The sequence below is a fragment of the Pseudomonas kilonensis genome, assembly GCF_001269885.1.
Classification (GTDB): domain Bacteria; phylum Pseudomonadota; class Gammaproteobacteria; order Pseudomonadales; family Pseudomonadaceae; genus Aquipseudomonas; species Aquipseudomonas kilonensis.
Genome location: NZ_LHVH01000017.1, coordinates 541,317 through 566,644 on the forward strand (window position 1 = coordinate 541,317; position 25,328 = coordinate 566,644).

General features: G+C 60.4%; 25 protein-coding genes. 9 read left to right on the forward strand and 16 right to left on the reverse strand.

Annotation, left to right across the window (positions count from 1 at the left end):
• Nucleotides 1-111: 111 nt before the first annotated feature.
• The 6 genes from AD662_RS09040 to AD662_RS09065 all read right to left on the reverse strand — a co-directional run bounded on the left by AD662_RS09040 (nucleotide 112) and on the right by AD662_RS09065 (nucleotide 7,339).
• Nucleotides 112-3,732, reverse strand: a complete 3,621-nt coding sequence (locus tag AD662_RS09040) for a transporter substrate-binding domain-containing protein (RefSeq protein WP_053186713.1) — start codon at nucleotides 3,730-3,732, stop codon at nucleotides 112-114.
• A gap of 11 nt (nucleotides 3,733-3,743) precedes the next feature.
• A complete protein-coding gene (locus tag AD662_RS09045; protein WP_003199430.1) occupies nucleotides 3,744-4,370 on the reverse strand; it encodes a response regulator transcription factor in 627 nt (208 codons plus the stop codon).
• Between the two features lie 459 nt (nucleotides 4,371-4,829).
• Entirely contained in the window at nucleotides 4,830-6,158 is a 1,329-nt protein-coding gene (locus tag AD662_RS09050) for a deoxyguanosinetriphosphate triphosphohydrolase (protein ID WP_003199435.1), read from the reverse strand.
• A 142-nt stretch (nucleotides 6,159-6,300) separates the two neighbouring features.
• Nucleotides 6,301-6,636: a hypothetical protein gene (locus AD662_RS09055; RefSeq protein WP_003199437.1), complete on the reverse strand. Its 336-nt coding sequence runs from the start codon at nucleotides 6,634-6,636 to the stop codon at nucleotides 6,301-6,303.
• Nucleotides 6,633-7,022 carry a phage holin family protein gene (locus tag AD662_RS09060; protein ID WP_024618372.1) on the reverse strand — a complete coding sequence of 130 codons (390 nt, stop codon included), beginning with the start codon at nucleotides 7,020-7,022 and terminating at the stop codon, nucleotides 6,633-6,635. Before AD662_RS09060 ends, AD662_RS09055 begins: the two co-directional genes overlap by 4 nt.
• A gap of 2 nt (nucleotides 7,023-7,024) precedes the next feature.
• Entirely contained in the window at nucleotides 7,025-7,339 is a 315-nt protein-coding gene (locus AD662_RS09065) for an ElaB/YgaM/YqjD family protein (protein WP_003199441.1), read from the reverse strand.
• A 339-nt stretch (nucleotides 7,340-7,678) separates the two neighbouring features.
• Here AD662_RS09065 and AD662_RS09070 point away from each other — a divergent pair, with 339 nt between their 5' ends.
• The gene (locus AD662_RS09070) at nucleotides 7,679-8,887 is read left to right on the forward strand and encodes an ammonium transporter (protein WP_053186716.1); all 1,209 of its coding nucleotides are present in this window, start codon (nucleotides 7,679-7,681) and stop codon (nucleotides 8,885-8,887) included.
• Between the two features lie 8 nt (nucleotides 8,888-8,895).
• Here the strand turns inward: AD662_RS09070 and AD662_RS09075 are convergent, their stop codons facing one another.
• Nucleotides 8,896-10,608 (reverse strand): cation:proton antiporter, encoded by a 1,713-nt coding sequence (locus AD662_RS09075; RefSeq protein ID WP_018603160.1) that lies wholly within the window; start codon nucleotides 10,606-10,608, stop codon nucleotides 8,896-8,898.
• 189 nt (nucleotides 10,609-10,797) lie between these two features.
• Here AD662_RS09075 and AD662_RS09080 point away from each other — a divergent pair, with 189 nt between their 5' ends.
• From AD662_RS09080 to AD662_RS09090, 3 genes are all read left to right on the forward strand, one after another.
• Nucleotides 10,798-11,034 carry a glutaredoxin family protein gene (locus AD662_RS09080; protein WP_018603163.1) on the forward strand — a complete coding sequence of 79 codons (237 nt, stop codon included), beginning with the start codon at nucleotides 10,798-10,800 and terminating at the stop codon, nucleotides 11,032-11,034.
• A gap of 95 nt (nucleotides 11,035-11,129) precedes the next feature.
• Nucleotides 11,130-11,450 (forward strand): hypothetical protein, encoded by a 321-nt coding sequence (locus tag AD662_RS09085; RefSeq protein WP_014337296.1) that lies wholly within the window; start codon nucleotides 11,130-11,132, stop codon nucleotides 11,448-11,450.
• A gap of 72 nt (nucleotides 11,451-11,522) precedes the next feature.
• On the forward strand, nucleotides 11,523-12,413 hold the full coding sequence (locus AD662_RS09090; protein ID WP_053186719.1) for a pseudouridine synthase: 891 nt from the start codon (nucleotides 11,523-11,525) through the stop codon (nucleotides 12,411-12,413).
• Nucleotides 12,414-13,173: 760 nt separating this feature from the next.
• Here the strand turns inward: AD662_RS09090 and AD662_RS09095 are convergent.
• Together AD662_RS09095 and mobA are read right to left on the reverse strand one after the other, a co-directional pair.
• Nucleotides 13,174-13,395, reverse strand: coding sequence for a YgdI/YgdR family lipoprotein (locus tag AD662_RS09095; RefSeq protein ID WP_018603169.1), 222 nt, complete (start codon nucleotides 13,393-13,395; stop codon nucleotides 13,174-13,176).
• 75 nt (nucleotides 13,396-13,470) lie between these two features.
• Nucleotides 13,471-14,073: a molybdenum cofactor guanylyltransferase MobA gene (gene mobA, locus AD662_RS09100; protein ID WP_053186722.1), complete on the reverse strand. Its 603-nt coding sequence runs from the start codon at nucleotides 14,071-14,073 to the stop codon at nucleotides 13,471-13,473.
• A 78-nt stretch (nucleotides 14,074-14,151) separates the two neighbouring features.
• Here mobA and moaB point away from each other — a divergent pair, with 78 nt between their 5' ends.
• Entirely contained in the window at nucleotides 14,152-14,691 is a 540-nt protein-coding gene (moaB, locus tag AD662_RS09105; protein ID WP_003183685.1) for a molybdenum cofactor biosynthesis protein B, read from the forward strand.
• A gap of 22 nt (nucleotides 14,692-14,713) precedes the next feature.
• A complete protein-coding gene (locus tag AD662_RS09110; RefSeq protein WP_162493995.1) occupies nucleotides 14,714-15,901 on the forward strand; it encodes a molybdopterin molybdotransferase MoeA in 1,188 nt (395 codons plus the stop codon).
• Between the two features lie 60 nt (nucleotides 15,902-15,961).
• Here AD662_RS09110 and AD662_RS29755 read toward each other — a convergent pair whose 3' ends face one another.
• Nucleotides 15,962-16,270 carry a hypothetical protein gene (locus tag AD662_RS29755; RefSeq protein WP_233903679.1) on the reverse strand — a complete coding sequence of 103 codons (309 nt, stop codon included), beginning with the start codon at nucleotides 16,268-16,270 and terminating at the stop codon, nucleotides 15,962-15,964.
• A 348-nt stretch (nucleotides 16,271-16,618) separates the two neighbouring features.
• Between AD662_RS29755 and yegS the strand changes: the two genes are divergently transcribed.
• Nucleotides 16,619-17,536, forward strand: coding sequence for a lipid kinase YegS (gene yegS / locus AD662_RS09120; RefSeq protein ID WP_053181548.1), 918 nt, complete (start codon nucleotides 16,619-16,621; stop codon nucleotides 17,534-17,536).
• Here yegS and AD662_RS09125 read toward each other — a convergent pair.
• From AD662_RS09125 to AD662_RS09135, 3 genes are all read right to left on the reverse strand, one after another.
• Entirely contained in the window at nucleotides 17,520-18,179 is a 660-nt protein-coding gene (locus AD662_RS09125; RefSeq protein WP_018603177.1) for a response regulator, read from the reverse strand. The genes yegS and AD662_RS09125 overlap by 17 nt on opposite strands.
• On the reverse strand, nucleotides 18,176-19,069 hold the full coding sequence (locus AD662_RS09130) for a sensor histidine kinase (protein WP_018603179.1): 894 nt from the start codon (nucleotides 19,067-19,069) through the stop codon (nucleotides 18,176-18,178). Before AD662_RS09130 ends, AD662_RS09125 begins: the two co-directional genes overlap by 4 nt.
• A 232-nt stretch (nucleotides 19,070-19,301) precedes the next feature.
• A complete protein-coding gene (locus tag AD662_RS09135; protein WP_018603181.1) occupies nucleotides 19,302-19,772 on the reverse strand; it encodes a hypothetical protein in 471 nt (156 codons plus the stop codon).
• A gap of 481 nt (nucleotides 19,773-20,253) precedes the next feature.
• Between AD662_RS09135 and AD662_RS09140 the strand changes: the two genes are divergently transcribed.
• Nucleotides 20,254-21,177 (forward strand): chemotaxis protein CheV, encoded by a 924-nt coding sequence (locus AD662_RS09140; protein ID WP_003183670.1) that lies wholly within the window; start codon nucleotides 20,254-20,256, stop codon nucleotides 21,175-21,177.
• 71 nt (nucleotides 21,178-21,248) lie between these two features.
• Nucleotides 21,249-22,058 carry an MOSC domain-containing protein gene (locus AD662_RS09145; protein ID WP_053186728.1) on the forward strand — a complete coding sequence of 270 codons (810 nt, stop codon included), beginning with the start codon at nucleotides 21,249-21,251 and terminating at the stop codon, nucleotides 22,056-22,058.
• Nucleotides 22,059-22,239: 181 nt separating this feature from the next.
• Here AD662_RS09145 and ppnP read toward each other — a convergent pair whose 3' ends face one another.
• The 3 genes from ppnP to AD662_RS09160 all read right to left on the reverse strand — a co-directional run bounded on the left by ppnP (nucleotide 22,240) and on the right by AD662_RS09160 (nucleotide 25,193).
• The gene (gene ppnP / locus AD662_RS09150; RefSeq protein WP_014337306.1) at nucleotides 22,240-22,524 is read right to left on the reverse strand and encodes a pyrimidine/purine nucleoside phosphorylase; all 285 of its coding nucleotides are present in this window, start codon (nucleotides 22,522-22,524) and stop codon (nucleotides 22,240-22,242) included.
• Nucleotides 22,525-22,617: 93 nt separating this feature from the next.
• Nucleotides 22,618-23,160: a 3'-5' exonuclease gene (locus tag AD662_RS09155; RefSeq protein ID WP_053181541.1), complete on the reverse strand. Its 543-nt coding sequence runs from the start codon at nucleotides 23,158-23,160 to the stop codon at nucleotides 22,618-22,620.
• Between the two features lie 62 nt (nucleotides 23,161-23,222).
• The gene (locus AD662_RS09160) at nucleotides 23,223-25,193 is read right to left on the reverse strand and encodes an acetyl/propionyl/methylcrotonyl-CoA carboxylase subunit alpha (RefSeq protein ID WP_053186731.1); all 1,971 of its coding nucleotides are present in this window, start codon (nucleotides 25,191-25,193) and stop codon (nucleotides 23,223-23,225) included.
• Nucleotides 25,194-25,328: the final 135 nt, after the last annotated feature.

The following is a 25,328-nucleotide window of genomic DNA, read 5'->3' on the forward strand; positions in this document are numbered from 1 at the left end:
TCACTCCAAGTGTCAGGGGGTGTTCTCGATGGGTGTTCCCGCGTGCAAGGGAAACCGATCGAGAACCCCCCAGGTACGCACTGCTGAGCGAATAGCATAGTAAACGCTGGATTATTTTGCCTTGGCGATCTCCGTTTCGAGGGCCCGCTCCAGTTCGCTCATGGCGCGGTCGAGGGCGTCGATGCAATCGCTGATTCGTCCAGGTGCCTGCGCCTGGTGACAAGCGCGCTCCAACGCCTCGCACCACTGGATCAGCGAGGTCGCCTGGACGATGCGGGCGACGCCTTTTATCTTGTGCGCTATTTCGGTCAGCGCTTGCCGGTTTGCGCCGCGGGCGACGTCGAGCAATTCCTGGCGGTCCGAGCGGCTGCTGCTGAGTAATTCAGCCAGCAGGCGCCGGTTGGACGAAGGGTCGCCGCCGGTCAACGCCTGCAAGCTTTGTACACTGAAAACGGTGGGGCGTCCGGCGGGTTTGACTGCTTTGATCCATTGGCTCAAGGCGCTCAGGCTGATCGGCTTGAACAGGCAGTCATCCATTCCAGCGTCCTGGCAGCGTTGTTTTTCCTCCGGTTGTGCATTGGCGGTGAACCCCAGGAGGGTGCAAGGTGGCCGTTGCTGCTCGGACTCATCGCGACGAATCGATCGGGCCAGTTCGTAGCCGTTCATGATGGGCATGTTGCAATCGGCGATGACCAGATCGAAATGATTTTTTTGCCAGACCTCGAGCCCGTGGGCACCATCATGGGCGACCTGGTAGTGATGGCCCAGGTATTCCAATTGCTGCGACATCAGTAGGCGGTTGGCGGGATGATCGTCCACGATCAGGACGTTCAGGGTGGCCTGGGCCGTTTCGATGACCGGTTCAGGTGGCGGGCGAACCGGCGCCGTCGACAGGACGGTCAGTTGCAGGCAGACCTGGACCTGGGTGCCGCTGCCGGGTTGGCTGTTCATGTGCAGGTTGCCGCCCATCATCCGGCACAGGTTGCGACTGATCACCAGCCCCAACCCCGCACCGTTGCGGGCCATCCGGCTGGTGTTATCGACCTGGGCAAACGGCTCGAACAAACGTTGCAGGTCCGCCGGGCCAATACCGATGCCGCTGTCGTTGACCTCCAGATGCATTTGCAGAACGTCGTCCTGGTTGGTTGGAGACAGCCGGACCTTGACCACGACCTGGCCCTGCTCGGTAAATTTGAGGGCATTGCTGATCAGGTTCGACAGCACCTGTTTGAATCGCAACGGGTCCATCAACACGTCAGGGCTGCCCTCGGCGGCGTCGAACTGCAAGGACAGCGCCAGGTTTTTCTGCCGGGCCACGCCCTCGAATACCCGAATGACCGATTGCAGCAGGGTCCTGAGATCGACGCGTTCGGGGGCCAGGCTCAGGTGGCCGGATTCGATACGGGCGATGTCCAGGATATCGCCTATCAGTTCGAGCATGCCGGAGGCCGACTCGTACGCGACTTCGATGGTCGAACGGTCCACGCGGCCCTTGTCGGCCTGTTTCAGCGCCAGCTCAAGCATGCCGATCACCGCGTTCATGGGGGTGCGGATTTCATGGCTCATGGTTGCCAGGAACGTGCTTTTGGCGCGGTTCGCGTCATCGGCTCGTTGCTTGGACGCGCGCAGTTCCTCGAACAGCTGGCGCCGCTCACTGATGTCGATCCAGCCGCCGATGATGCCTCGCACTTCGGCGGCGGAGTTTCGGTAGGGGAGGATCCAGTGATAGATCGTCAGTTGCCTGTCCCCGATGTGCAGGGGCCGATCGACGATCAGGGCGGTGCCTTCGGCCATGACACGCTGGTAGTCCGCCTGGTACTCCTGCGCTTCGAAGGCGTTGCTCATGGATCCTGGCATCTGGCTCTTGCCGATGACGTCTTCGCGTTTGATGTCGAACGTTTGCAGGTAGCTGTCGTTGCAGCTTTGCAGGATGCCGTTGCGATCCCTCACGTAGATGGGGTGGGGGGTGCCATTGAGCAGCGAATGCATGAATTCGAGCTGATCATTGAGGGCCAGTTCCGCCCGTTGACGTTGCCTGATCTGGCGCTGCATGTAGGCGTTCCACGCCAGGGAAAACAGCAACAACAGGCCAACGCCCGCGCCGATCTGCAGGAACAGGCGGTTGTAGGTACGCCAGGTGTGTTCCGAGGGCGAGACGTAACCGCGCCAGCGGTTGTTGATGACGCCCAGTTCGTCGGGGTCGATGCTGGTCAGGGCCTTGTCGAGGATGGCGTTCAACTCGGTGGCGTTTTTTGCCGTGGCCAGCGCGAACATGGCCTGTTGGGTGCCCACCGTGCTGCTGATTTGCAACCTGTCGCGCCACGCATAGGAGGAGATGAAGTAGTTGGCCATCACCTGCGAGTTCACGCTGCCGTCGACCTGGCCGTGGACGAGCATTTCCACGGCGCGCAAGGGGCCGTCCGTTTCGATGATTTGGATGTTTGGGTATTGGCTGCGTAGCCATTCAATGACCGGATTGCCTTTGGCGATTGCCAGGCTGGCGTGGCCGAACTGATCGAGTGTCGTGGGCGTGTCGGACTGTTTGCGGGTCAGCAGGACGAACGAGCTGTCGACGTAGGGGCGGCTGAACTTCAACTGGAGTTGTCGTTCACTGCTGGGCAAAAGTGCGGCGATCATGTCGGCTTGATCGTTGAGGACCGCGGTAATCATCTCGCTGTCGTTCTGGCGGCGCTGGATGTCCAGGCGCAGGCCGGTGCGCAGCCGGATCAGTTCCAGCAGGTCGGCACTGATGCCGCGAAAGTCCCCATCCGCATCGAAGAAGGTGAAGGGCGCGGAGGTGTCGTTCACCACTACTCGGACCACCGGATGCCTGGCCAGCCAGCGTTGCTCGCGGTCGGTCAGTTGTATCCTGTGGTCCGTGAGATACAGGTCGCTGCCTGCACTCCAGCGCTTGGAGATGGCGGCTTGCTCGGCAATGGAGACCTGGCTCAGCGTAGCGTTGATGACTTCCAACAAGCGGGTGTCGCTACGTCGTACGGCGAAACCGAACCCATGGGATTCGTGTTTGCCGAAGCTGGCCATGCGGATATTGCTCAAGTAGCCCTTGTTGATCATGTAGTGGGTGGAAAGGGTATCGCCGAGAAATACGTCGGCCTGACCGAAGGCGACGGCATTGATGGCGTTCTGGTAGGACGGGTAGGTGGTGATGAGTGCCTTGGGGTAGAGTTTTTCAATTTCCCGTAGCGGCAGGTAGTGATAGACCATGCTCAGCCGTAACCCTTCGAGATCGTCAGTCAGGGATCGGCTTTCATTCGTTCGGGTGACGAGAACGGGTTGGTCCACTGCGTACGGCGTTGACAGCACAATATCGGGGTTGCGCGCCTCGAAGCCGTTGGCGGTGCCAAGCATATCGATTTGCCCATCCTTGAGTGCGGCCATGGCCGCCTCGCGGGAGTCGAAGCGCAGGACGCTCATGGGCAGGCCGGTGGCTTTGGCGATGATGTCGGCGTAATCGGCCGTCAGGCCTTCGTAGTCGCGTCCGCTGGTGGAGAGATCGAAGGGCGGGTAATCCGGCGCGGACGTTCCCAGGACCAGCGCTTGCCGATCCTGTAGCCAAGCGCGGTGAACGTCATCCAGCTTGATCTCGGTATGGGCCATGGACGAACGGCCCAGCAACGTATAGTGCTCGGGCGCATCCGGTGCCGCCATGAGCACTCCTGCATATAACGCTGCGCTGATCAGCAGGAGACATTCGGTTATGCGTCTGAGCATCCTGTTTCTTCTCACACCAGCGCGTTGCGCTTCGCCATTTCAATCAGATCGACCAGGGACTTGACCTTGAGCTTCTGCATCAGCCGCTTCTTATAAGTACTGACGGTTTTATTGCTTAGAAACATGCCTTTGGCTATTTCCTTGTTGGTACGGCCCTGGGCAAAAAGTTGCAGCACCATCAGTTCCCGATCATTGACACTTTTGAAAAGGTCCAGCTCGATACTGCGTGGGTCATCCGGGCGTACCGGATTCAGCGCCTGGCTGGGAAAGTAGTTGTAGCCGGACAATACCGCTTTGATTGCGCTGACAAGTTCGCTGAGGTCTTCCTGTTTACAAACGTAACCAGAGGCACCGGACTGCATGCATCGAATGCCGAAGAGCGTCGGCGACTGGGCCGTGAGCACCAGCGTCTTGAGCGGAGTGGTCATGGCGTTGAAGCGCGAGAGGATTTCCAGCCCGTCGAGTTTGGGAATGCTGATGTCCAGGATAACCAGGTCTGGCATGCATTCGCGCACCATTTGCATCGCATCGACGCCGTTGTCAGTTTCTCCTACGACCTTATAGCCCTCATGCTCCAGAAGCATGCGAACAGCGAGGCGGATGACCGGATGATCGTCGACAATGAAAACGGAGTTCATGAATAAATTACCCTGCGAACTTGAATAAAGCGCGCACCTTAGCCCACTTACAACCAGGGCCGTACGAAGAGACGGGCATGCAACTTCAATTTCAGAAGTTTCCTACAAAAAAAGAGGCAAGATATTACGAGGTAATCGGTTTTTTAGTCGGTGGGCGACAATAAGAGGGGGATGTGTTGGCGGTGTGTGAAGGGATATTTCTTTGATAGTGTTGTTTGTGCAAACAAAAGAAACGTTTCAATCGAGGTTTGTGTAAACCATACAGTTGTTTATCTACTTCAAACTCCTTGTGGCGCAGCGCTACAAAATTCACATTCACCGCCAATCCCTGTGGGAGCGAGCTTGCTCGCGATGACGGTGGCACATCCTGCATTGATGCGCACAGATCCACCGCCATCGCGAGTAAGCTCGCTCCCACAGGTTTTGTGCCAGGCGCAGCACTTCGTCGATCCACGCCTTTTATTGGCGCGTGCGGCCGGTCATCTCCTGGGCCATTTCGCTGGCGTAGCTGTCAGTCATCCCGGCGATGAAATCGATCATTCGCAGGAAAGCGCTATGCAAGGGGCCGTTGGGATCTGGCGCGTTGTTCCCCAGCAGGTCGAGAATGCGGCGATTCTTGAACGAAGGCGTACGGCCTCCGTGCTGTTCGAGGGCGGCCCCGCAAAATCCGTTGAGCAGGATTTCCAGCGTGGTGTAGGCACCGATTTCATGCAGGGTCTTGCGCTTGTCCTGGAAAATTTTCCGGCGCGCCATGTCCTTGGCATTCAACACGCAGCGTTTTGCCGGGCCGTGCATATGCTCCACCAAATCCCCTGGCAATGTACCGGCAAGCAATGCTTCCTGCTGTTCGACAAAAGCCCGGGCGGCGGCGTTGGTCAGGTGTTCGATGGCTTTGCCCCGCAGGATCGCCAGTTTGCGTCGCCGCGAGTCCAGCGGCCCAAGCTGGCGGTAAGTGTCCGGAAGATCGTCGCCCACCAGGTCCAGGAGCAGCGATTCCACCTGGGGGTATTCCAGGAGATCCATCTCCACGCCGTCTTCCAGGTCGATCAGCGCGTAGCAGATGTCATCGGCGGCCTCCATCAGGTACACCAAGGGATGCCGCGCCCAGCGTTGATCCTCGATCTGTGGCAAGCCGAGCTTGTGGGCAATCTGCTCCAACAGTGGCAGTTCGCTCTGGTAGCAACCGAACTTGTGCTTCTTGTAGCCCAGCGAGTCCGCGTGGCGGGCCGTCCAGGGGTATTTCAAATAGGTGCCGAGGGTGGCATAGGTCAGCCGCGTTCCGCCGTCGAACTGATGGTATTCAAGCTGGGTGAGAACGCGGAATCCTTGGGCGTTGCCTTCGAAGTTGAGGAAGTCGTTGCGCTCGGCTTCGCTCATTGCATCGAGCCAACCACGGCCGGCGGCCTGCTGGAACCAATAGCGAATAGCATCCTCGCCGGAGTGACCGAACGGCGGGTTGCCAATGTCGTGGGCCAGGCAGGCCGATTGCACCACCATGCCCAGGTCGCTTGGCTCGCACCAGTCAGGCAGGGCATTGCGAATGGTTTCCCCCACGCGCATGCCCAGGGAACGGCCGACGCAGCTGACTTCCAGGGAATGGGTCAGGCGCGTGTGGATGTGGTCGTTGCTGGAGACCGGATGAACTTGCGTCTTGCGTCCGAGGCGGCGGAAGGCGCCGGAAAAGATGATGCGGTCGTGGTCCTTGTGGAAAGGACTGCGGCCCAGCTCTTGCGGACTGTGCAGCGGTTTTCCGAGGCGTTCGCGAGTCAGCAGGGTATGCCAATCCAAGGCCGGTTGCTCCGTTTGATGATGTCGATGCCCTAGCTTCCCGGTTCGTGGGCTGCCCTGCAAGGCCTATAGACCGCACGGACCGGATACATAACCTTTTGTGGTGAGGGGATAAAACCCCTCACCACAGGGTGCGGGTCCCTCAGGGTTTGCGCAGGTCTTTGGCCAGCTTGACCAACGGCAGCAATGTGGTTGCCAGGCGGATCAGGCCAGTCAAGCCACCGCCACCACCATTGCGGGTCCGTTTGCCGGTGATGAAACCGAGCAGGGACACCGCCGCCACGCCCCACAGTGGCGCGTGCTTGATGCCGAAACCTTCGTGCCAGCTTTGCGTCAAGCCGCGCACCCGTTGCAAGGGCTGCAGCAACTGGCGCGTTTCCTGACGGATTTCCTGGCGATGCATTTCCATGCGCAGACGCACCAGCGCCTTGCGCATTTCCTGTCGGGTTCGGGCTTGAGGGATATCAGGCAGGCTCATGGCAGCAGGCGCTCCCGGTCATTGGCCAGCTCTTCGAGGGTGGCGTTAAAAGGGGAGGACTCGTCATAGATCGCTGCCTTGAGCCGCAGACCGCAGAACAGCGCTGCCAGCAGGTAGAACAGGCACAGGCCGATAATGCCCGCCAGGCGATAGGTGTCCCATACCAGGATCAGTACCAGTGCCGAAAGCCCGACCAACAGCAGCAAGCCGAACACCAGCGCAAGGCCGGCGAACAGCAGGAGGCTGACGGTGCGTGCCTTCTGTTCCTGCAACTCCATGCCGAACAATTCGACGTGGCTATGCAACAAGCCAAGGAACGCCGCGCCCAGGCGACGTGCTGTCGGTTGTGTGCCCGCTTCGGACGAGCCGGATTCGTCGATACCCATCATTAGCGCCGTGTTGCCAGCAGGCCAATCAGAAAGCCAACGCCCGCGGCAATGCCCACGGATTGCCAAGGGTTGGCCTGTACATATTCCTCGGTGGCGACCACCGCAGCCTGGCCGCGTTCGCGCATGGAATCTTCCGTAAGCTTGAGCGTTTCGCGGGCGCGCAGGAGGGTTTCGTGAATCTGACTGCGCAGTGCATCGGCTTGATCGCCTGCCAGCGTCGCGGTGTGATCAAGCAACCGTTCCGTGTCGCTGACCAGCGTCTGGAAATCTTCCATCAGGGTTTCTTGAGCAGTCTTTGCCTGGGTTCTGGCCATCGGTGAATCTCCGTAAGTGACGTCTGAAACGTTCGAGTATGAGCCTTGCTGGAAGGTTCAGTACAAGTGACTGGTACAACTTTTGCTCAGGCTTTTGCCATGTACTGGTGCGTCAGCCTGCGCCAGTGCGCTGAAGCTGGGCGAAAGCCCGAAAAACCTTAACCCAAATAATCAAAACCCGCGAAGCACCTCCAGGCGGGATTTCGTTTTGACCGTTCTTGCGCACCAAAGCGGTTCAGCGGGCTGCGTCCGGCCAATGAGTCGTTTCAACTTGGTGCGCTCGCAAGGCAAGCGAACCGATTTGGTGCTTTTTTCAACTTTTTCAGGTCTGCCAATACCATGGAAAATATGCAAAGTGCCGTGGACAGTCTGGTCCACAGCTCCAATACGCTGTTCATCCTGCTCGGCGCAGTCATGGTCCTGGCCATGCACGCCGGCTTTGCGTTTCTTGAAGTGGGAACGGTCCGGCAAAAGAACCAGGTCAATGCGCTGTCGAAAATCCTCAGCGATTTCGCGGTTTCGACCCTGGCCTATTTCTTTGTCGGTTATTGGATTTCCTACGGCGTGACCTTCCTGCAACCGGCGGCGGTGCTCAGTGCCGATCATGGCTACAGCCTGGTGAAGTTCTTCTTCCTGCTGACCTTTGCCGCCGCGATCCCGGCCATCATTTCCGGCGGTATTGCCGAACGTGCGCGGTTCGCCCCGCAGTTGTGCGCCACGGTGTTGATCGTGGCGTTTGTCTATCCGTTTTTCGAAGGCGTGGTCTGGAACGGCAATTTTGGCCTGCAGGCGTGGCTGCAAGCCCGGTTCGGCGCCAGTTTCCATGACTTCGCCGGCTCCGTGGTGGTACATGCCATGGGCGGCTGGCTGGCGCTGGCTGCCGTGCTCTTGCTCGGCCCGCGTAACGGCCGCTACCGGGACGGTCGCCTGGTGGCGTTCGCGCCTTCGAGCATTCCATTCCTGGCCCTGGGGTCGTGGATCCTGATTGTCGGCTGGTTCGGTTTCAACGTGATGAGTGCCCAGACCTTGCCCGGGGTGAGCGGGCTGGTGGCGGTCAATTCGTTGATGGCCATGGTGGGCGGTACCGTGGCGGCATTGATTGTCGGACGCAATGACCCGGGTTTCCTGCACAACGGCCCGCTGGCCGGTTTGGTGGCTGTCTGTGCCGGTTCCGACCTGATGCACCCGGTCGGTGCGCTGGCCACCGGTGCCATTGCCGGAGCCTTGTTTGTCTGGTGCTTCACGGCGGCCCAGGGCAAGTGGAAGATCGACGATGTGCTCGGCGTCTGGCCGTTGCACGGGCTGTGCGGGGTCTGGGGCGGCATTGCCTGTGGCGTCTTTGGCCAGAGTGCCCTGGGCGGCCTGGGTGGGGTCAGCCTGATCAGCCAGTTGATTGGCACGGCACTGGGTGTTGTCGTCGCCCTGGCCGGCGGGTTTTCGGTCTATGGCGTGATCAACGCCGTGCTGGGGCTGCGCCTGACCCAGGAAGAAGAGTATTACGGCGCCGACCTGTCGATTCACAAGATCGGCGCGGTCAGCCAGGACTGAGCGTTGCACTAAGGCTCCTTGTCCTGGTTGCCAGGATAAAAGCCATGGAGCAGGCGATAGCGGTCATGACGGACCTGATCCACATGCTGCTGGACCTGCTGCTCGGGCAGGCCGAGCATGATCAGGGCGTGGGAAGCCAGCATCAGGCTTGACTCGAGCAGTTCCGGGACCACTTCGCTGGCCCCGGCTGCCTGCAATTCGGCCAGTTGGCTGTCGTCACGGGTGCGCACCAGGATCGGTACTTGATGGTTGACCTGGCGGGCCGCCTTGAGCACGGTGATGGCGATGTCGGTCTTGTCCACCGCGATCACCAGCAACCTGGCGCGGCTCAAGCCAACGGCCGCAAGCAGGTCACCTCGTCGTGAATCCCCATAGTGCACGCAGTTTTCCCCGACGGTGGCTTCCTGGATGATCACCGGGTCGTCATCCAGGGCGACGAACGCCTGGCCTTCGCGGCGCAGGAACCGCCCGATGGACTGGCCGACGCGGCCGTAGCCGCAAATGACCACATGGCCCGACAAGCCGGCATTGAGTGCGCTGATCTGGTCCAGTTGCGCCTCTTCGTTGGGTTTGCGATGCAGGTGCGCGGCTACGCGTGGCGCGGCGCGCAGCAACAACGGGGTCAGCAGCATCGAGCAGAATGTCGCGGCCAGCAGCAGGCCGCTGATGTCGGCGGGCATGAGGCGGTTCTGCTGCATCAGCGCCATCAGGGCAAAGCAGAATTCGCCGCCCTGGGCCAGCGCCAGGCCGCTGCGCCAGGCGGTTTCACCGTCGCTGCCGCGCCATTTCACCAGGATGGCGACCACGCAGCCCTTGATGAGCATCAAACCGAGGGTCAATCCCAGGATCAACAAGCCGTCATCGAGGAACAGCTGCAGGTCGATCAGCATGCCGATGCTGACAAAGAACAGCCCCAGCAGGATGTCGCGGAACGGGCGTATGTCGGCTTCGATCTGATGTCGGTAGTGGCTTTCCCCCAGCAGCATGCCCGCCAGGAACGCACCCAGGGCCGGTGACAAACCGAGCAGGTGGGTCAGCCATGCCGTCAGCAACACGATCACCAGGGCCAGCAGCACGAACAGTTCTGCGGATCGGGACGCCGCCACTTCATGGAACAGCCGGGGCAACAGCAGCCGACTGGCCAGTAGCAGGCCACCGAACAAAACCAAGGTCTTGCCCAGGGTCAAGGGCAGCGCCCAGTACCACGGGTGCTCGCTACTGCCAGCGAAGACCGGTACCAGGGTCAACAGCAGCACCGCGACCACGTCCTGGAACAACAACACGCCGATGGCGTTCTGGCCGTGGCTGCTGAAAATCTCGCCCAGGCTGGTCAACTCCTTGCTGACGATGGCAGTGGAGGACAAGGCCAGCCCGGCACCGAGCAACAACGCGGCGATCGCAGGCGCGCCGCCCAATGCCAGCAATCCCGCCAGGACTGCCCCCGAGCACAGCACCTGCAGGCTGCCGAGGCCGAACACGACCCGACGCAGTTCGAGCATTTTCGACAGGGAAAACTCCAGGCCCAGCGAGAACAGCAGGAACACCACCCCGAGCTCGGCCAAGTCTGGCAGTTCTTCGCTGTCGTTGACCCAGTCCAGCGCGGTAGGCCCGACCGCCAGCCCGACGCAGAGATAACCCAGCACGGGTGGCAGGCGCAGCCGTCTGAACAAGGCGATGACCACCAGGGACGAGGCAAGGATGATCAGCAGGTTGGCAAACAAGGGGAACTCCGTTTCAAGGCTACAACGCACAGCGTAGAGGGGAAAATGCGACAAGCGTCGCTGGAAAAGCATTGGCGCTCAGTGATTTGCATCAGCGTTTTACCGAAACACCTTGAAGCGAGCCAGCGACTCGACGGTTTTCCGAGGCGGGCCTAGAATGACCGTCTAACTTTTTTGGGTCTACCCGCCATGCTTCCTGAATGCCAGTTGTTCGGCACCCTGGGGTGTCATCTTTGCGAAGTAGCCGAAGCTGAACTGATGCCTTTCGTCGAACATGGATTGTTGGTGGAGTTGGTGGATATCGCCGAGAGCGAAGCTACAGCCGAAACTTATGGGCTACGTATCCCTGTCCTGCGCCGAATCGATACTGACGCAGAGCTTGACTGGCCTTTTGACGCCGAACAGGTTGTCGCGTTTCTGCGTTGATAGTCTCTCCATTCATCGTATCCACGCGCAGCCATTGGCGAAAATTGCAGTCTTCGGTTACTGTATGCCCATACAGCTATCTGGAGTGCGTCCCCTTGGTCAATGTCGAACAACTGAAAAGCAGCGTGAACAGGATGTCCGCGGACGTTGTGCGCGAGGCAGTCCTGGAACTGCGCCTGGATGGCTTGGTTACCGAAGGCAAGACCCCCTTCAATAAACTGCATTTCAACACCTGTTTCGCCGAGATCGAAGCGTTGTTCCAGCGTGCCGGCTATCACAAACAGTTGGATGTGGTGGGTTACCAGGGCCTGTTGTACGCGCTGTACGATCCAGGTCGCTGGGAGGCGGTGGAAGTGCTGCGCTGGTTGAAAGAGTTCACCGAAGCGGCGGCAAAACCGACTTCAGTCACGGCGTAGGGCAATCATTGCTGGGCTGGCTGGTGCGACTGTCGGATAATGCCACCCTGCAAAAATGCCTAAGAGTTTTCAATGTCCGGTTCATCGTTTTCCGCCGCTCATCATCAGGCCAGTACGTTGTATCTGCCACCCGGTTCCTGGCAGACGGTGCTGGAGTGCCTGTGCGAGCATTTCAGCGCCATCAGTCGCGAGCAGTGGCTGGACCGGATCGCTCGGGGCCGGGTATTGGACGGGGAGGGCAAGGCTATCCAGGTCGACTTGCCGTACCGCGAAGGCCTGCGCATCCACTATTTTCGTGAAGTGCCCGATGAGAAGCCGATCCCGGTGGTGGAGTCGATCCTGTACGCCGACGAACACCTGGTGGTGGCAGACAAACCGCATTTTCTGCCTGTCACTCCGGCGGGCGAATATGTCGAGCAAACCTTGTTGCGGCGGCTGATCCGTCGGTTGGACAACCCTCATCTGGTGCCCTTGCACCGCATCGATCGGCATACGGCCGGGCTGGTGTTGTTTTCGGCCAACCCGAACACCCGCTCGGCGTATCAGTCGTTATTTCCGACGCGGCAGATTGAAAAACGCTACCAGGCCATTGCCCGGGCATTGCCTGGGTTGGCCTTTCCCATGGTGCACAAAAGCCGGATGATCGATGGTGAGCCATTCTTTCGGATGCAGGAAGGGCCGGGCGAGCCCAATACCGAAACGGCCATCGAAGTGCTGGAAAGGAACGGCGAATTGTGGCGCTATGGCTTGTATCCGGTTACGGGTAAGAAGCATCAGTTGCGGGTTCACATGAATGCCCTTGGGGCGGGGATCTGCAATGATCCGTTTTACCCTGATGTGCTTCGGGATGTTGAGGATGATTACTCGAATCCTTTGAAGCTGCTGGCTCAAGGGTTGCGTTTTGTTGATCCGGTTACTGGTCAGGAGCGGGGGTTCGAGAGTGGTATTTCGTTGCAGTGGTAGTTTTTTGTTCAGGGGAATGGTGTGTATATCCGTTTCTTCGGTAACGGCTACTTAGGGTTTCGCCCTTACGGCGACTCACTTTTTTTCAAACGCCAAAAAAAGTAAGCAAAAAAGGCTTGCCCCACCACTCGGCACCTCGCCTAGGCTCGGTGTGCCCTCACTCCGGCATTGCTCCGTGGGCCGCCGCGAAGGGCCATCCATGGCCCAGCGCGGCTATCCCGGCATCCATGCCGGGATACCCACTCCACAATGCCTGCGTTCGGCCAGCGTGGTTTAACGGGGCGTCCAGATCAAAATCCAAAGCAAAGCAAGAGCGGGGTATGTCCAGCATCTGTGTGGCTGGGCCACCGCTATCGCGAGCAGGCTCGCTCCCACATGGGGCTGCGGGTATTCACAGCATCAGCACACGACACAAACACCTGTGGGAGCGAGCTTGCTCGCGATGACATAGGCACATCCAACATCATCACAAACTGATCCACCGCTTTCGCGAGCAAGCCCGCTCCCACAGGAGAAACACGGGCCCACGGAGCAATGCCGGAGTGAGGGCGCACCGAGCCTAAGCGAGGTGCCGAGTGGTGGGGCAGAAGCGTTTTGCTTACTTTTGCGCTTCTCAAAAGTGAGCCGCTGTAAGAGCGGAACCCTAAGCCGCCGTTACCAAAAAAACGGATATACACCCAAAACCAAGCCCCAAAAAAAACGGCGCCTCCCTCTTCAGGAAGCGCCGTTTTTTAGCGACATCGGGCAGCAGCGTTACAGATTACAAATCCTTAACGGTACGAACCTGATCCTTGTTCACACGAGTCTGCTTGCCATCCAGTTGCTCGAATTCGTAGAAGCCGCTTTCTTCATTGTAACGTGGGGCATCGACGGTCTGGATTTCGCGACCGTCATTCAAGGTGATCACTGTTGGCGAAGCGCACCCGGCAAGGGTGGCGAGGCCCAGAGCGAGCATGAACGTGGCGAGGGTCCGTTGTGTCATGGTGTTTCTCCGAAATGGATTCTTCAAGTTACTGACCTTCAGACGTATACATCGCGCGCAAGTTCCTGGCTAGTGTCAATCTGACACGCCTTTGTGTCGGGCCAGTAACTCCGGTGTGTTCAGATTTGCCAGCCGCGGATCGTCGGCAGGGCATTGCAAGGCAACGGCGTGCAGCGCGCGCATGATGCGACCGGGGCTGCGTTCGCCTTCGCTCCAGGCCTGTTCGAAGCGTGCTGCCAGAGTCAACGGGATGACGCACAGCAACGGCTCCCAATGCTCGCCGTGGCGCACCATCAACGGTTGGTCGGGGTGCTGGCTGGCCGTCCTGCGCATGTCGTCGAGCAGGTTGGCGTCGATTTGCGGCACATCACACGGCAGCACCAGCAAATACGGATGCTTCGCAGCCTTGAGGCCTGCCCGGATGCCCGCCAGTGGCCCGGGAAAGTCGCCTTCCTCGTCATGCACCAACTGATCGGCATACGGTGCATAACGTTGCGCATTACGGTTGCAGGAGATGATCAGATCATCGCTCATGGCGCGGGTCTGGCGATGCAGATGGGCAATCAGCGGTTCGCCCTGCCACGGCACCAGGCCTTTGTCCTGGCCGCCCATGCGTTGTCCGCGCCCGCCCGCCAGGAGCAGGATGGAGCAGGGTGGCAGTGACGTGTTCGAGGTCATGGCGTGTCTCCGCACGGGCGAAAAAATGAAGCGCTGTGATATAACACCGGGCTGTTTCCTCCACAACTGGACGAGCCTATGAAAGCCAAGGCTGATGTACCTTTCGTGCCGCTCAATATCGCGGTGCTGACTGTCAGTGATACCCGTACCCTGGAAACCGATACGTCCGGGCAGGTCTTCGTCGATCGGCTCACGGCGGCCGGGCACAACCTGGCGGAGCGGGTCCTGCTCAAAGATGATTTGTACAAGATCCGCGCGCAAGTCGCGACCTGGATTGCCGAGGACGTGGTGCAGGTGGTGTTGATCACTGGCGGCACCGGCTTCACGGGGCGTGACAGTACGCCGGAAGCCGTCACGTGCCTGCTGGACAAACAGGTCGATGGTTTTGGTGAGTTGTTCCGACAGATATCCGTGGCCGACATCGGTACTTCCACCGTGCAGTCCCGGGCGCTGGCTGGCCTGGCCAATGGCACGCTGGTGTGCTGCCTGCCGGGTTCGACCAATGCGGTGCGTACCGGATGGGATGGCATCCTGGCTGAACAACTGGATGTGCGGCATCGGCCGTGCAACTTCGTGGCTCATTTGAAACAGGCAGCGCCTTGTGAATCCCGTGGGTAAACCGGGCAAGGCCGGGGCCTTGATGGCCGTTGAGGTCGCGTTGGAGCGACTGCTCGAGATGGCGGCGGCCACGCCGATTGTCCAGCGCGAGCATTTGCCGTTGGCCGCGGCGCTAGGGCGAGTGCTCGCCGAGGATCTGGTGTCGACCCTTGATTTGCCGCCATGGCCCAACAGCGCCATGGACGGCTATGCCTTGCGGCTGGCTGACTGGAATGGCGAGCCGTTGAGGGTCAGCCAGCGGATTTTTGCCGGGCAGGCCCCGGAGCCGCTGGCCGTTGGCACGTGCGCGCGGATCTTCACCGGGGCGCCAGTCCCTGCTGGCGCCGATTGCGTCGAGATGCAGGAAAATGCCGTGGTTGAAGACGACCAGCGGGTGCGCTTTACCGAGCGTATGGTCAGCGGGCAGAACATTCGCCCCCAGGGACAGGAGACCACCGTCGGGGAGCAGGTTCTCTCTGCTGGCACTCGCCTGGGGCCGATCGAGCTGGGGCTGGCGGCCTCCTTGGGCTGTGCATCGCTGGAAGTGGTGCGCAAGGTCCGCGTCGCAGTCCTGTCCACGGGGGATGAGCTGGTTGAACCCGGTCAGGCGCTGGGCCCAGGCCAGATCTATAACAGCAACCGCGTGCTGCTGTGTGGCTGGCTGCAACGCATGGGGTGTGAGGTGGTTGACGCGGGTATCCTGCCCGATGATTTATCGGCCACCCGCGAGCGCCTGGCACAGTTGTCAGATGTCGATCTGATCCTGTCCACCGGCGGGGTATCGGTGGGGGAGGCGGACTTCCTGGGCATCGCCTTGCGCGAGGACGGTGAGCTGGCGCTTTGGAAACTCGCCATCAAGCCGGGTAAGCCGCTGACGTTCGGGCATTACCGCGGCGTGCCGGTCATAGGCCTGCCTGGAAACCCGGCCTCCACCCTCGTGACTTTCGCATTGCTGGCAAGGCCTTACCTGCTGAGACGCCAGGGCGTTCAGTCGGTGGCGCCGCTCAAGTTCAAGGTGCCGGCCGGTTTCGCCTGGCCGAAGGCGGGCGGTCGACGAGAGTACTTGCGCGGCCGCATGGAGAATGGTCGAGCGATCATCTACCGAAATCAGAGCTCGGGTGTCCTGCGCAGCGCGGCCTGGGCCGAAGGGCTGGTCGAAGTGATCGAGGGACGGACGCTGGTGGAGGGCGATGAAGTGGGCTTCATTCCCTTGAGTGAAGTCCTTGGCTAGCCCTGTGGCAGGTGTTCTGCGGCCCGAGTCGGATACTCGGGCCTGCATGCGTCTCACCCTTCATCGTGTGAGCAGCATCACCAACTGATCGAATCGATTGTTCGCAATCCAGCCCAGCAGGCCGAGCACCACCGCTGCAGCGCCAGCCGAGTAGGCCAGCCGGTGGCGGATCACCTTTACGTCGGTGCGAATTTCATCCATGTCTTTGCGGATGTATTTGAGGTGGGTTTCCAGTTCAACGACGCGCGGTTCCAAATCAATTCCTCCAGCGGGATTACTGCAACTTTTGCATTCGTTCCGAGTATCGGCCCGCCCGTTCCCGAAGGACGGGCGCTGCCGGGGCAACAGTTTGTATTCACGGTTATGCATGGGACGGTTCATCCCCTTGGCCATAACTGTTCAAACGACTGATCCGGCCCCGACGGGCCGTGACGTATCCATCCATGGGTAAGTGCTTCCTTGTGTGATGAGGGTTTTAGCGTTCCAGCAGAACAGAAGGCCAAGGTCTCTCAATACCGCTAGAGGGTCAATTGAGCCGATTCGCCAGATCTTGTAAGAAAACTCTTCGAATCAAGGCGTATCGGTCGTGCGAGCTGCCCAACGGTTTTTCTCCCGGGGCAAACCTTCCTGCCTTTTTTAATGAATTGAGCTTCATCGAGGCTATTTCGGTCGAATGAGCGGTCACATTTCCTGAACCTTCCAATGACGGAGACAACGATGAGCAAAGGCAAGGCGCTGTTGATTTTGCATGGCAAGCAAGCGCTCAACGAAGAGGTTCGCACGGCGGTGATGCTCAAGCGCGAGCAGGGCTGGGACCTGGCGGTACGGTTGACCTGGGAAGCCGGTGATGCCCAACGATGCGTCGACGAGGCGTTGGAGGCCGGTTATACGCGACTGATCGCCGGCGGCGGTGATGGGACCTTGCGTGACATCGCCGAAGCGATCGTCCTCAAAGCGAGCGATGCCAGCCTGGTACTGCTGCCGCTGGGCACTGCCAACGATTTCGCCCGGGCCGCCGGCGTTCCGTTGGAGCCGGCGCAGGCCCTGGATTTGCTTGACGTTGCGCCACGGGCGGTGGATGTGGGCGAAGTCTGCGGCCGGATTTTCCTGAACATGGCCACTGGCGGTTTTGGCAGCCAGGTGACGGCGAACACCTCCGAGGACCTCAAGAAAGTCCTGGGGGGCGCGGCCTACCTGTTCACCGGCCTGTCGCGATTCAGTGAGCTGAGTGCCGCCTATGGTGAGTTGCAAGGCCCCGATTTCCACTGGCAGGGCGATTTGCTCGCGCTGGGTATCGGCAATGGTCGACAGGCGGGGGGAGGCCATGTGCTGTGCCCGCAGGCGTTGGCCGATGATGGGTTGCTGGACATCAGCATCCTGCCGGCGCCTCAGGAAGTGGTCAGTACGTTGAAGGACTTGCTGGCGGGCGGCCTGGGCATCGACAACATGTTTGTTCGCGCGCGCTTGCCATGGGTGGAGATCAAGGTCGCCCAAGGCCTGGATATCAATCTCGATGGCGAGCCGTTGCAGGTCGACGCCCTGCGTTTCACTGTCCGCCCGAAGGCACTGCGCGTGCATCTGCCGTCCGATTCGCCGCTGTTGGGCGGTGCGGCTGCGCTCAATCGTCCAGGCTGATGATTTTTTCGCGCACCGCGAACAGCACCAGGCCGGCCACGTCATGGATCTGCAGGCGCTTCATGACTTGCGCCCGGTGGGTTTCGACGGTCTTGATGCTCAGGTTCAGGCCGTTGGCAATTTCCCGGGTGGACTTGCCGCGTACGATCAATCGCAGTATTTCCAGTTGGCGTGCTGTCAGGTTATGGGCCTGGGCGGGGGGCGGCTGGTGCTTCTGGACGCGAGTCAGCGCCTGGTTGATCACGGTGTGGGCGATGGCCGGGCTCAGGTAGCGTTCATTGTTGCGCAACGCCTCCAGGGCGTGTTTCAGCTCATTGGCAGTGGTGTCCTTGAGCAGATAGCCATGGGCTCCGGATTCCAGCGCCTGCATGATCAGCGCCGGATCCGTATGCATGGACAGGATCAGCACCTTGCTGTGGGGGCGCACTCGCTTGAGCTGTAGCAGGGCGTCCAGGCCGCTGGTGTGCTTCATGGAGATGTCCAGCAGTACGATATCGGGGTTCAGCCGTTCGACCAATTCCACCAATTGCGTGCCATCACTGGCCTCGCCGATGACGGCATAACCGGGGATATCCATGACCAGCGCGCGTACGCCGGCCCTGATCAGGGAATGGTCATCTACCAGAAGCAAATTACAAATCAAAGGAGAACCTTATTCTTACTGGCTCGTTCCAGGGCACGCGGTGCCCAGGGAAAGCGTGCTTCGATGTGCGTGCCTTTGCCGGCCTCGCTGATGACCTTGAGGGTGCCGCCCAATTGTTCGACCCGCTCCAACATGCCGGCCATGCCCCGTTGACCTTCGCGCGCGGGGTGGGTGGCCGGGACAAACCCCAGGCCATCGTCGCTGATCTCCAGGGTCAGGCCGTCGGGCAGGCGTTGCAGGCGTACCAGCAGATTCGTCGCCCGCGCATGACGCAAGATGTTGGTGACCGCTTCCTGGGTGATCCGGAACACCGCGACCGACATTTCCTCGGGGATGCCTGCCATGCGCTGTTGGCAATCGAGGCTCCATTTCACCGGGACGTTGGCCAGCGTCTTGAGCAGGTGTGCCCGCAGGCTGGCTTCAAGTCCGAGGCTGGTCAGTTCCCTGGGGTTGAGGATCGCCGATACATCGCGGACCTTGTTGAGGGTTTCGTCCAGGATCTCGCAGAGCAGCGCGCATTGGCCTTGCAATTCTTCCGGCATCCGTCGCTTGAGCCATTCGCCTTGCAGTTTCGCCGCGGTCAGCAGCTGGCCAATGTCGTCGTGCAATTCGCGGCTCAGACGATGGCGCTCGTTTTCCTGCACTTCAAGTAATCGGTCGGCCAGTTCCTGGGGCTGGAACTTGATGGATTTGCGCGACAATCGATGGTGGATCCAGACACAGGTCATGGCTGCGACATTCAGTGCCAACAGGCTCAACGGCACCGTATGGGCGAACAGGTAGGCCAGCAGGCTGCCGAGGGTCGAGCAGACGCACAACAATAATGTGAAGCGACGGGCGTTTTCTCGGGAGGGAGGCCAGGTGATGAATGACTTGAGGCTGGCGTACATAGCGGATGGAGCCAATGAATGTTCGCTGCGGGCAGGCCGGTCAGCGCATCTGACAGGCCGGTCGGGTAAACGTTTCAGGTCGAGGGCGGCTTCGGTTGGCGGCTTTTACGGCGCTGTCTTGAAGTGGCTGACGCGCGAGATGGTACCACTTCGCTTATCGTTGGTCGCGCTCGGCATGGCGCGGCGAAAGCACCATGGGCCGGGCGCGCCGCATTGAGCCGATATCATCGCATCAGGCTTGTTTCTGGGAGTAGGGTATCAACGCCAGCGGACGTGGCGCTGCCAATGCCTGGCCAGGACACTGGCCTACCTGGAAAGCAAATGCCTCGATCAACGAGATCTGTTCACTGCTGTCCAGGCTCAACTGGCCTGTGGTGTGATCGACCAGTTCCAGTTGCCAGGCCATCAGGGTCAAGCAATCCTTCAGGGCGTCCAAGGCCTGGTCATGCAACTCCATGTGGTTTTGCGCGTGATTGAGCAAACCATGGATATGCAGTGAAAACTCCGAAACGGCTTCCAGCGCCAGGGCATTGGCCTTGTTCGAGAGTTTCAGCAAGGTGCTGAGCATGCAATCGATGGCGTCCTTGTCGTTGTTGATCAATTGCAGATGGCTCAGGCATTCCTCCGACTTGGCCAACAGCGTCTCGGCTTCGATCAGAAGTTCGGGAAGACGCTGACTCCAGTTCCTACGATCGTTCGGCATGCTTATCTCCACAACATCATGTCAGGCGAAAGAAAACCGCTTATGGCGAACGGCTGGATCTCAAGGTCGATTGCGGACGGACGCACGGCGACACGCCCCTGCCGTTCAGCGAAAGTGAATTCGCAAACAATTGCACGGGTGGGATCGGCCGAAAGACTGGAGGTCCGATGTCCAATGGTCGCGCACAAAAGCCTGACTCCGTTCAGCAATGAGAATGGCGTCACATTAATGGCTATTGGATAACGGGAATATCAGGTTGGACCTGATTGTGCCTAGGGGAATCCCTTAGGCAGCGGAACTTTGCGCGCAAACCTGGGTCGCGCGGCGAGGGAAATCGCAGATGAAGTTGCGAAGCCAGTAAAGCATGATGTTAATGTGACATCAATGCCCCCTCACTTGTATTTTATCCGGGGTCAAGATTCGGTTGGTGCAGCCGATATCTGTTTTATTGGATTCATCCGAACAAGCCCAGGAGTCATCGATGGCCGGCATTCTCGACACAGTAGATCAACGAACCCAACTGGTGGGTGAGAATCGCCTGGAAATTCTCATGTTCCGCCTGGCGGGGCGGCAGTTGTTCGCCATTAACGTGTTCAAGGTCCAGGAAGTCCTGCAACTGCCGAAGCTGACCTTGATGCCGCAGCGCCATCCGTTCGTGTGCGGCGTGGTCAATCTGCGGGGCCAGACGTTGCCGGTGATCGACCTGTCCCAGGCCATTGGCATGCGTCCGCTGGTGCCAGGTCCTAACAGCACCATTATCGTGACCGAATACAATCGCTCGGTTCAGGCATTTTTGGTGGGCGGTGTCGACCGCATCGTCAACATGAACTGGGAAGCCATCCTGCCACCGCCGACCAGCGCCGGCCGTGAGCACTACCTGACGGCCATCAGCAAGGTGGACGATCAGTTGGTGGAAATCATCGACGTGGAAAAAGTCCTGGCCGAAATCGTGCCGTACAACGCCAAGGTCTCCCGGGACAAACTCGAAGACCCGGTGCTGGAGCGCGCCCGAGGCCGCGAAGTGCTGCTGGTGGACGACTCCAACGTCGCGCTCTCGCAACTGCGCGATACCCTCGGGCAACTGGGCGTGAAAATGCACATCGCCAGCGACGGCCTCAAAGCCCTGAACATGCTCAAGGCCTGGGCCGATACCGGCGAGGTGATGACCGATAAATTGCTGATGATCTTCACCGACGCGGAAATGCCGGAAATGGACGGCTACCGCCTGACCACCGAAATCCGCAACGATCCGCGTTTGCGTGGGCTCTATGTCGTACTGCACACCTCGTTGTCCGGCAGCTTCAACGATTCGATGGTCAAGAAGGTCGGGTGCGACAACTTCCTCTCCAAATTCCAGCCGGACAAGCTGGTCGACGTGGTGCGTCAGCGGCTGATGCTCGACTGAAGCCGAGGATGGTTTGCTTCGATGGCCGGCTCGTATAAGGTGGCATTTTTTCGCCACCAGGGAAGTTGACCATGTTGCGGCTGAGCGCGCTGTATCGGTATCCGTTGAAGTCCGGCCAGGGCCAGCCCCTGCAAGGGATTGGGCTGGACAAGCTGGGATTGGACGGTGATCGGCGCTGGATGCTGGTGGATGAGGGCACGGGTCGTTTCCTGACCCAGCGCGCCGTGGCGAAGATGAGCCAGCTCTCAGCCTTGTGGAACGAAGCGGGCGGCCTGACGCTCAGCGCGCCGGGCCATGGCGCCATCGACGTGCCGCTGCCGCCAACCCAGGAAGAGCAGCGGCGCGCAGTGATCATCTGGCGTGACACCTTGCGCGTGCCGGATGCCGGTGACGAGGCCGCGGCCTGGGTCAGCGAATTCATCGGCACCCCCACGCGGCTGGTGCACGTGCCGGTGGAACTGGCGCGCACCACGGCAGCCGGTTATGGCAAGGACGACGACAAAGTCGCCTTTGCCGATGGTTTCCCCCTGCTGCTGATTGGCCAGGCGTCCTTGCAGGACCTGTCGAGCCGGGTTGGTCGTTCGTTGGAAATGCTGCGCTTTCGTCCCAACCTGGTGATCGAGGGCAGCGAGGCGTTTGCCGAGGACGGTTGGAAGCGCATTCGTATCGGTGAGGTGGAGTTCCGGCTGGTCAAGCCATGCTCGCGCTGCATCATGACCACGGTCGATCCGCAAACCGGCGAACGCGATCCGAATCGCGAACCCTTTGCCACCTTGCAGCAATACCGTTCGACACCGGACGGTGCGATGTTTGGCCAGAACCTGGTCAACGACAGCAACGGTCGGCTTGAAGTCGGCATGCCGGTTGAAGTGCTCGAATAAAAAGATCCGTGAATAAAAATGTGTGGCGAGGGGATTTATCCCCGCTGGGCTGCGAAGCAGCCCCAGACCTGCCGCCCTCTGTGTATCAGGCTGATTGTGTTCAGCCTTTTTGGGGCTGCTGCGCAGCCCAGCGGGGATAAATCCCCTCGCCACAGATGAGCGGCGTATCTATGCCACAGAATCAGCCGCGGTACTCACACAGGTAAGCGGTATCGACGGCCACTTTGAGCTGGAACTTGCTGTTGGCCGGGACATTGAACTGGCTGCCGGCCTCGAAGGTTTCCCAGTCGGTGCTGTCAGGCAGTTTCACGGTCAGGGCGCCGGAGACCACGTGCATGATTTCCCGTTGGGCCGTGCCGAACTCATATTCGCCCGGTGCCATGACGCCGATGGTCGCAGGGCCTTCGGCAGTGCCAAAAGCGATCGACTTGACGGTGCCGTCGAAGTACTCGTTGACTTTAAACATGGGCGATTCCTCGAAAAAGGGGCTGGAAAAGGCCGGCCAGTATGCACAAGGCTGCAACATTCGTCATCTGCCGCACCGGCAGGTGGCAGGCGTTCAACCCGGAAGCACCAGGGGCAACAACCGCGCGGTGTTGCGCGCGTCTTCCAGCGCACGGTGCTGTTGACCGCAGAATTGCAGGCCAGCCAGTTGCAGCGCGCCATTGAGCCCCAGCGGTCGCTCCAGTCGACGGGCCTTGGCGAAGCGTTGTTTGAGGTTCATGTGCGGCACCTGGCCGAGGACACTGTGCAACTGCTGGTGCTGCCATTCCTGAAGCAGTTGCTTGCGGTCGTAATCGCCCCAACTGACCCAGCTTTCCAGCTTCGACTGATACGGCGCCAGCCAGCGCTCGAACGCCGGCCAGACCTCGCTCAAGGGCGCGGCACCGTCGATATTGGCCTGGGTGATGTGGGTCAGTTCGCGACAGAAGGGCGTGAGCAGCGGCCGCCTCAGGGGCCGCACGAAGCGCTGGAAATGATCCACCTCGCGACCGTCACGATTCACCAGCGTGGCGCCGATTTCGATAATTTCCATTTCGGTTACCGGCCAGCCACCTTCATCGGTGGTGGCCTCCAGATCAATCACCAGCCAGTGAGGCATTGCAGGGTTCCCGGTATCGGCGTGCTGATGGGTTTGAGCGTAGTCAAACCCGCGGCATCCGACTAGTCGCCTGTTTCGACACGCAACAAAACTTGCCGGTTTTGCACTTGGTCACCCCGTGTGACCTGCAATTGCCTGACCACGCCGTCAATGCCCGCCTTGAGTGGGTGCTCCATTTTCATGGCCTCAAGCACCATCAGCAGCTGGCCTTGGCGCACTGGGCTGCCTTCGCGGACCAGCAGCTCGACAATGGCACCGTCCATGGGCGCCTTGAGCGTGCCGTCGTTGGCACTGGCCTTGGCGGCGATGGGGGCATGGGTTCGGTCCTGCAGGTGCAGGCCGCCGGGTCGGGTGAACAGCCAGAGATCGTTGCCATCGAGGCGCCACGCATGCCGCCGGAGAATCCCATCGATCACCAGTGTTGCGCCATGGGGGTCAGCGTCGAGCAGCCTCAGTTCGATCAAGCGCCCGGCGCTGCGGATGTTGAGTGTGCCGTCGGTTTCGGCCTCCAGGCTCAGCGTCCAGTCGTGCTCCCCGACGCCGATTCGATAATGCAGCGCCGCGCCGAGGCTGTTGCGCCATCCGCCCATGCCCGGGGCATGCCGTGCTTGCGAGGCCTGATAGAACGCCGCCGTGGCAATGGCGAGTTGTTCGGCAGAGGGCTCAAGGGGCAAGAGCGCCGCATGATTGGCTAAGTGCTGCCCGATGAAACCGGTGCCAAAGGCGCCGTCGATGAACCGCGGATGTGCCAGCAACCCGGCGAGCAAGCGCTGGTTGCTCTGGACGCCAAGCAATATGCAATCTTCCACCGCTCGCAACAACTTGCGCCGGGCCTCCTCACGGGTGGCGCCGTGGACGATGAGCTTGCCCAGCATCGAATCGTAGAACGGGGTGATGGCTTGGCCCTCCAGCAGGCCATGGTCGATTCGCACGCCGTCCTGTATAGGCGGCTCCCAACCGATCAGCCGCCCGGTCTGGGGCAGGAAATCCGCCGCCGGGTCCTCGGCGTACAGCCGCACTTGCATGGCATGGCCGCTGAGCGTCACCTGCTCCTGGCGCAGGGGCAGCGGCCTGCCGGCGGCGACGTCCAATTGCCAGGCCACCAGATCCAGGCCGGTGATCAACTCGGTGACCGGGTGTTCGACCTGCAGGCGCGTGTTCATCTCCAGGAAGTAAAACCGACCGTCCGCAGCGAGCAGGAACTCCACGGTCCCGGCACCGACATAATTCACTGCGCGTCCGGCCTTGAGTGCTGCGTCGCCCATGGCCTGGCGCAGGTCAGTGGTCATGACCGGGCAGGGCGCTTCCTCGATGACTTTCTGGTGGCGCCGCTGGATCGAGCAGTCCCGTTCGCCCAAATGGATCAGCTGGCCATGGTGGTCGCCGAAAATCTGCACTTCCACATGCCGCGGATCGATCAAGGCCTGTTCGAGGATCAACTCGTCGTTGCCAAAACCGTGCAGGGCCTCCGAGCGCGCACTGCGTAACTGCTCCAGCAGGTCTTCGGCGCGCTGGACCAGGCGCATGCCTCGACCGCCGCCACCGGCGCTGGCCTTGATCATCAATGGGTAGCCAATGCGCCCGGCTTCGCGCTGCAGCGTGTCGTCGTCCTGGGCGGCGCCCTGGTAACCGGCGATGCAGGGAACGCCGGCTTCAATCATGGCGATTTTTGCCCGGCGCTTGCTGCCCATCAGGTCGAGGGCTTCGGGGCTGGGGCCGATGAACACGATGCCGGCCGCTTCGCAGGCCTTGGCGAACCCGGCATTTTCCGAAAGAAAGCCGTAGCCGGGATGGATCGCATCGGCCCCGCAGCGCCGGGCTGCATCGAGCATGGCCGAGGGGTTGAGGTAGGACTGCTGCACCGCGGCTGGGCCGATCAACACCGCTTCATCGGCCATGCGCACGTGCAGCGCCTCGGCGTCGGCCTCGCTGAACACCGCCACCGTGCGATAGCCCAGGGCCTGGGCGGTGCGCTGGATCCGGCAGGCGATTTCGCCGCGGTTGGCGATGAGGATTTTGCTGAAGGCGGGCATGGGGTTCATTCCTGGGTTTTTGTGGTGTCTGTTTGGGCCTCATCGCGAGCAAGCTTTGCTCCCACAATGCCCAGTGAGTGCATTCACCTGTGGGAGCAAAGCTTGCTCGCGATGGCGGTCTGGCAGGCGATGTAC

Coding starts and splice junctions, on each gene's coding strand:
- AD662_RS09040 (WP_053186713.1), bottom strand. CDS start 3,732: ATGCTCAGACGCATAACCGAATGTCTCCTGCTGATCAGCGCAGCGTTA.
- AD662_RS09045 (WP_003199430.1), bottom strand. CDS start 4,370: ATGAACTCCGTTTTCATTGTCGACGATCATCCGGTCATCCGCCTCGCT.
- AD662_RS09055 (WP_003199437.1), bottom strand. CDS start 6,636: ATGAGCCTGCCTGATATCCCTCAAGCCCGAACCCGACAGGAAATGCGC.
- AD662_RS09060 (WP_024618372.1), bottom strand. CDS start 7,022: ATGGGTATCGACGAATCCGGCTCGTCCGAAGCGGGCACACAACCGACA.
- AD662_RS09065 (WP_003199441.1), bottom strand. CDS start 7,339: ATGGCCAGAACCCAGGCAAAGACTGCTCAAGAAACCCTGATGGAAGAT.
- AD662_RS09070 (WP_053186716.1), top strand. CDS start 7,679: ATGGAAAATATGCAAAGTGCCGTGGACAGTCTGGTCCACAGCTCCAAT.
- AD662_RS09080 (WP_018603163.1), top strand. CDS start 10,798: ATGCTTCCTGAATGCCAGTTGTTCGGCACCCTGGGGTGTCATCTTTGC.
- AD662_RS09090 (WP_053186719.1), top strand. CDS start 11,523: ATGTCCGGTTCATCGTTTTCCGCCGCTCATCATCAGGCCAGTACGTTG.
- AD662_RS09095 (WP_018603169.1), bottom strand. CDS start 13,395: ATGACACAACGGACCCTCGCCACGTTCATGCTCGCTCTGGGCCTCGCC.
- mobA (WP_053186722.1), bottom strand. CDS start 14,073: ATGACCTCGAACACGTCACTGCCACCCTGCTCCATCCTGCTCCTGGCG.
- moaB (WP_003183685.1), top strand. CDS start 14,152: ATGAAAGCCAAGGCTGATGTACCTTTCGTGCCGCTCAATATCGCGGTG.
- AD662_RS09110 (WP_162493995.1), top strand. CDS start 14,714: ATGGCCGTTGAGGTCGCGTTGGAGCGACTGCTCGAGATGGCGGCGGCC.
- AD662_RS29755 (WP_233903679.1), bottom strand. CDS start 16,270: ATGCATAACCGTGAATACAAACTGTTGCCCCGGCAGCGCCCGTCCTTC.
- yegS (WP_053181548.1), top strand. CDS start 16,619: ATGAGCAAAGGCAAGGCGCTGTTGATTTTGCATGGCAAGCAAGCGCTC.
- AD662_RS09130 (WP_018603179.1), bottom strand. CDS start 19,069: ATGTACGCCAGCCTCAAGTCATTCATCACCTGGCCTCCCTCCCGAGAA.
- AD662_RS09135 (WP_018603181.1), bottom strand. CDS start 19,772: ATGCCGAACGATCGTAGGAACTGGAGTCAGCGTCTTCCCGAACTTCTG.
- AD662_RS09140 (WP_003183670.1), top strand. CDS start 20,254: ATGGCCGGCATTCTCGACACAGTAGATCAACGAACCCAACTGGTGGGT.
- AD662_RS09145 (WP_053186728.1), top strand. CDS start 21,249: ATGTTGCGGCTGAGCGCGCTGTATCGGTATCCGTTGAAGTCCGGCCAG.
- ppnP (WP_014337306.1), bottom strand. CDS start 22,524: ATGTTTAAAGTCAACGAGTACTTCGACGGCACCGTCAAGTCGATCGCT.
- AD662_RS09155 (WP_053181541.1), bottom strand. CDS start 23,160: ATGCCTCACTGGCTGGTGATTGATCTGGAGGCCACCACCGATGAAGGT.
- AD662_RS09160 (WP_053186731.1), bottom strand. CDS start 25,193: ATGCCCGCCTTCAGCAAAATCCTCATCGCCAACCGCGGCGAAATCGCC.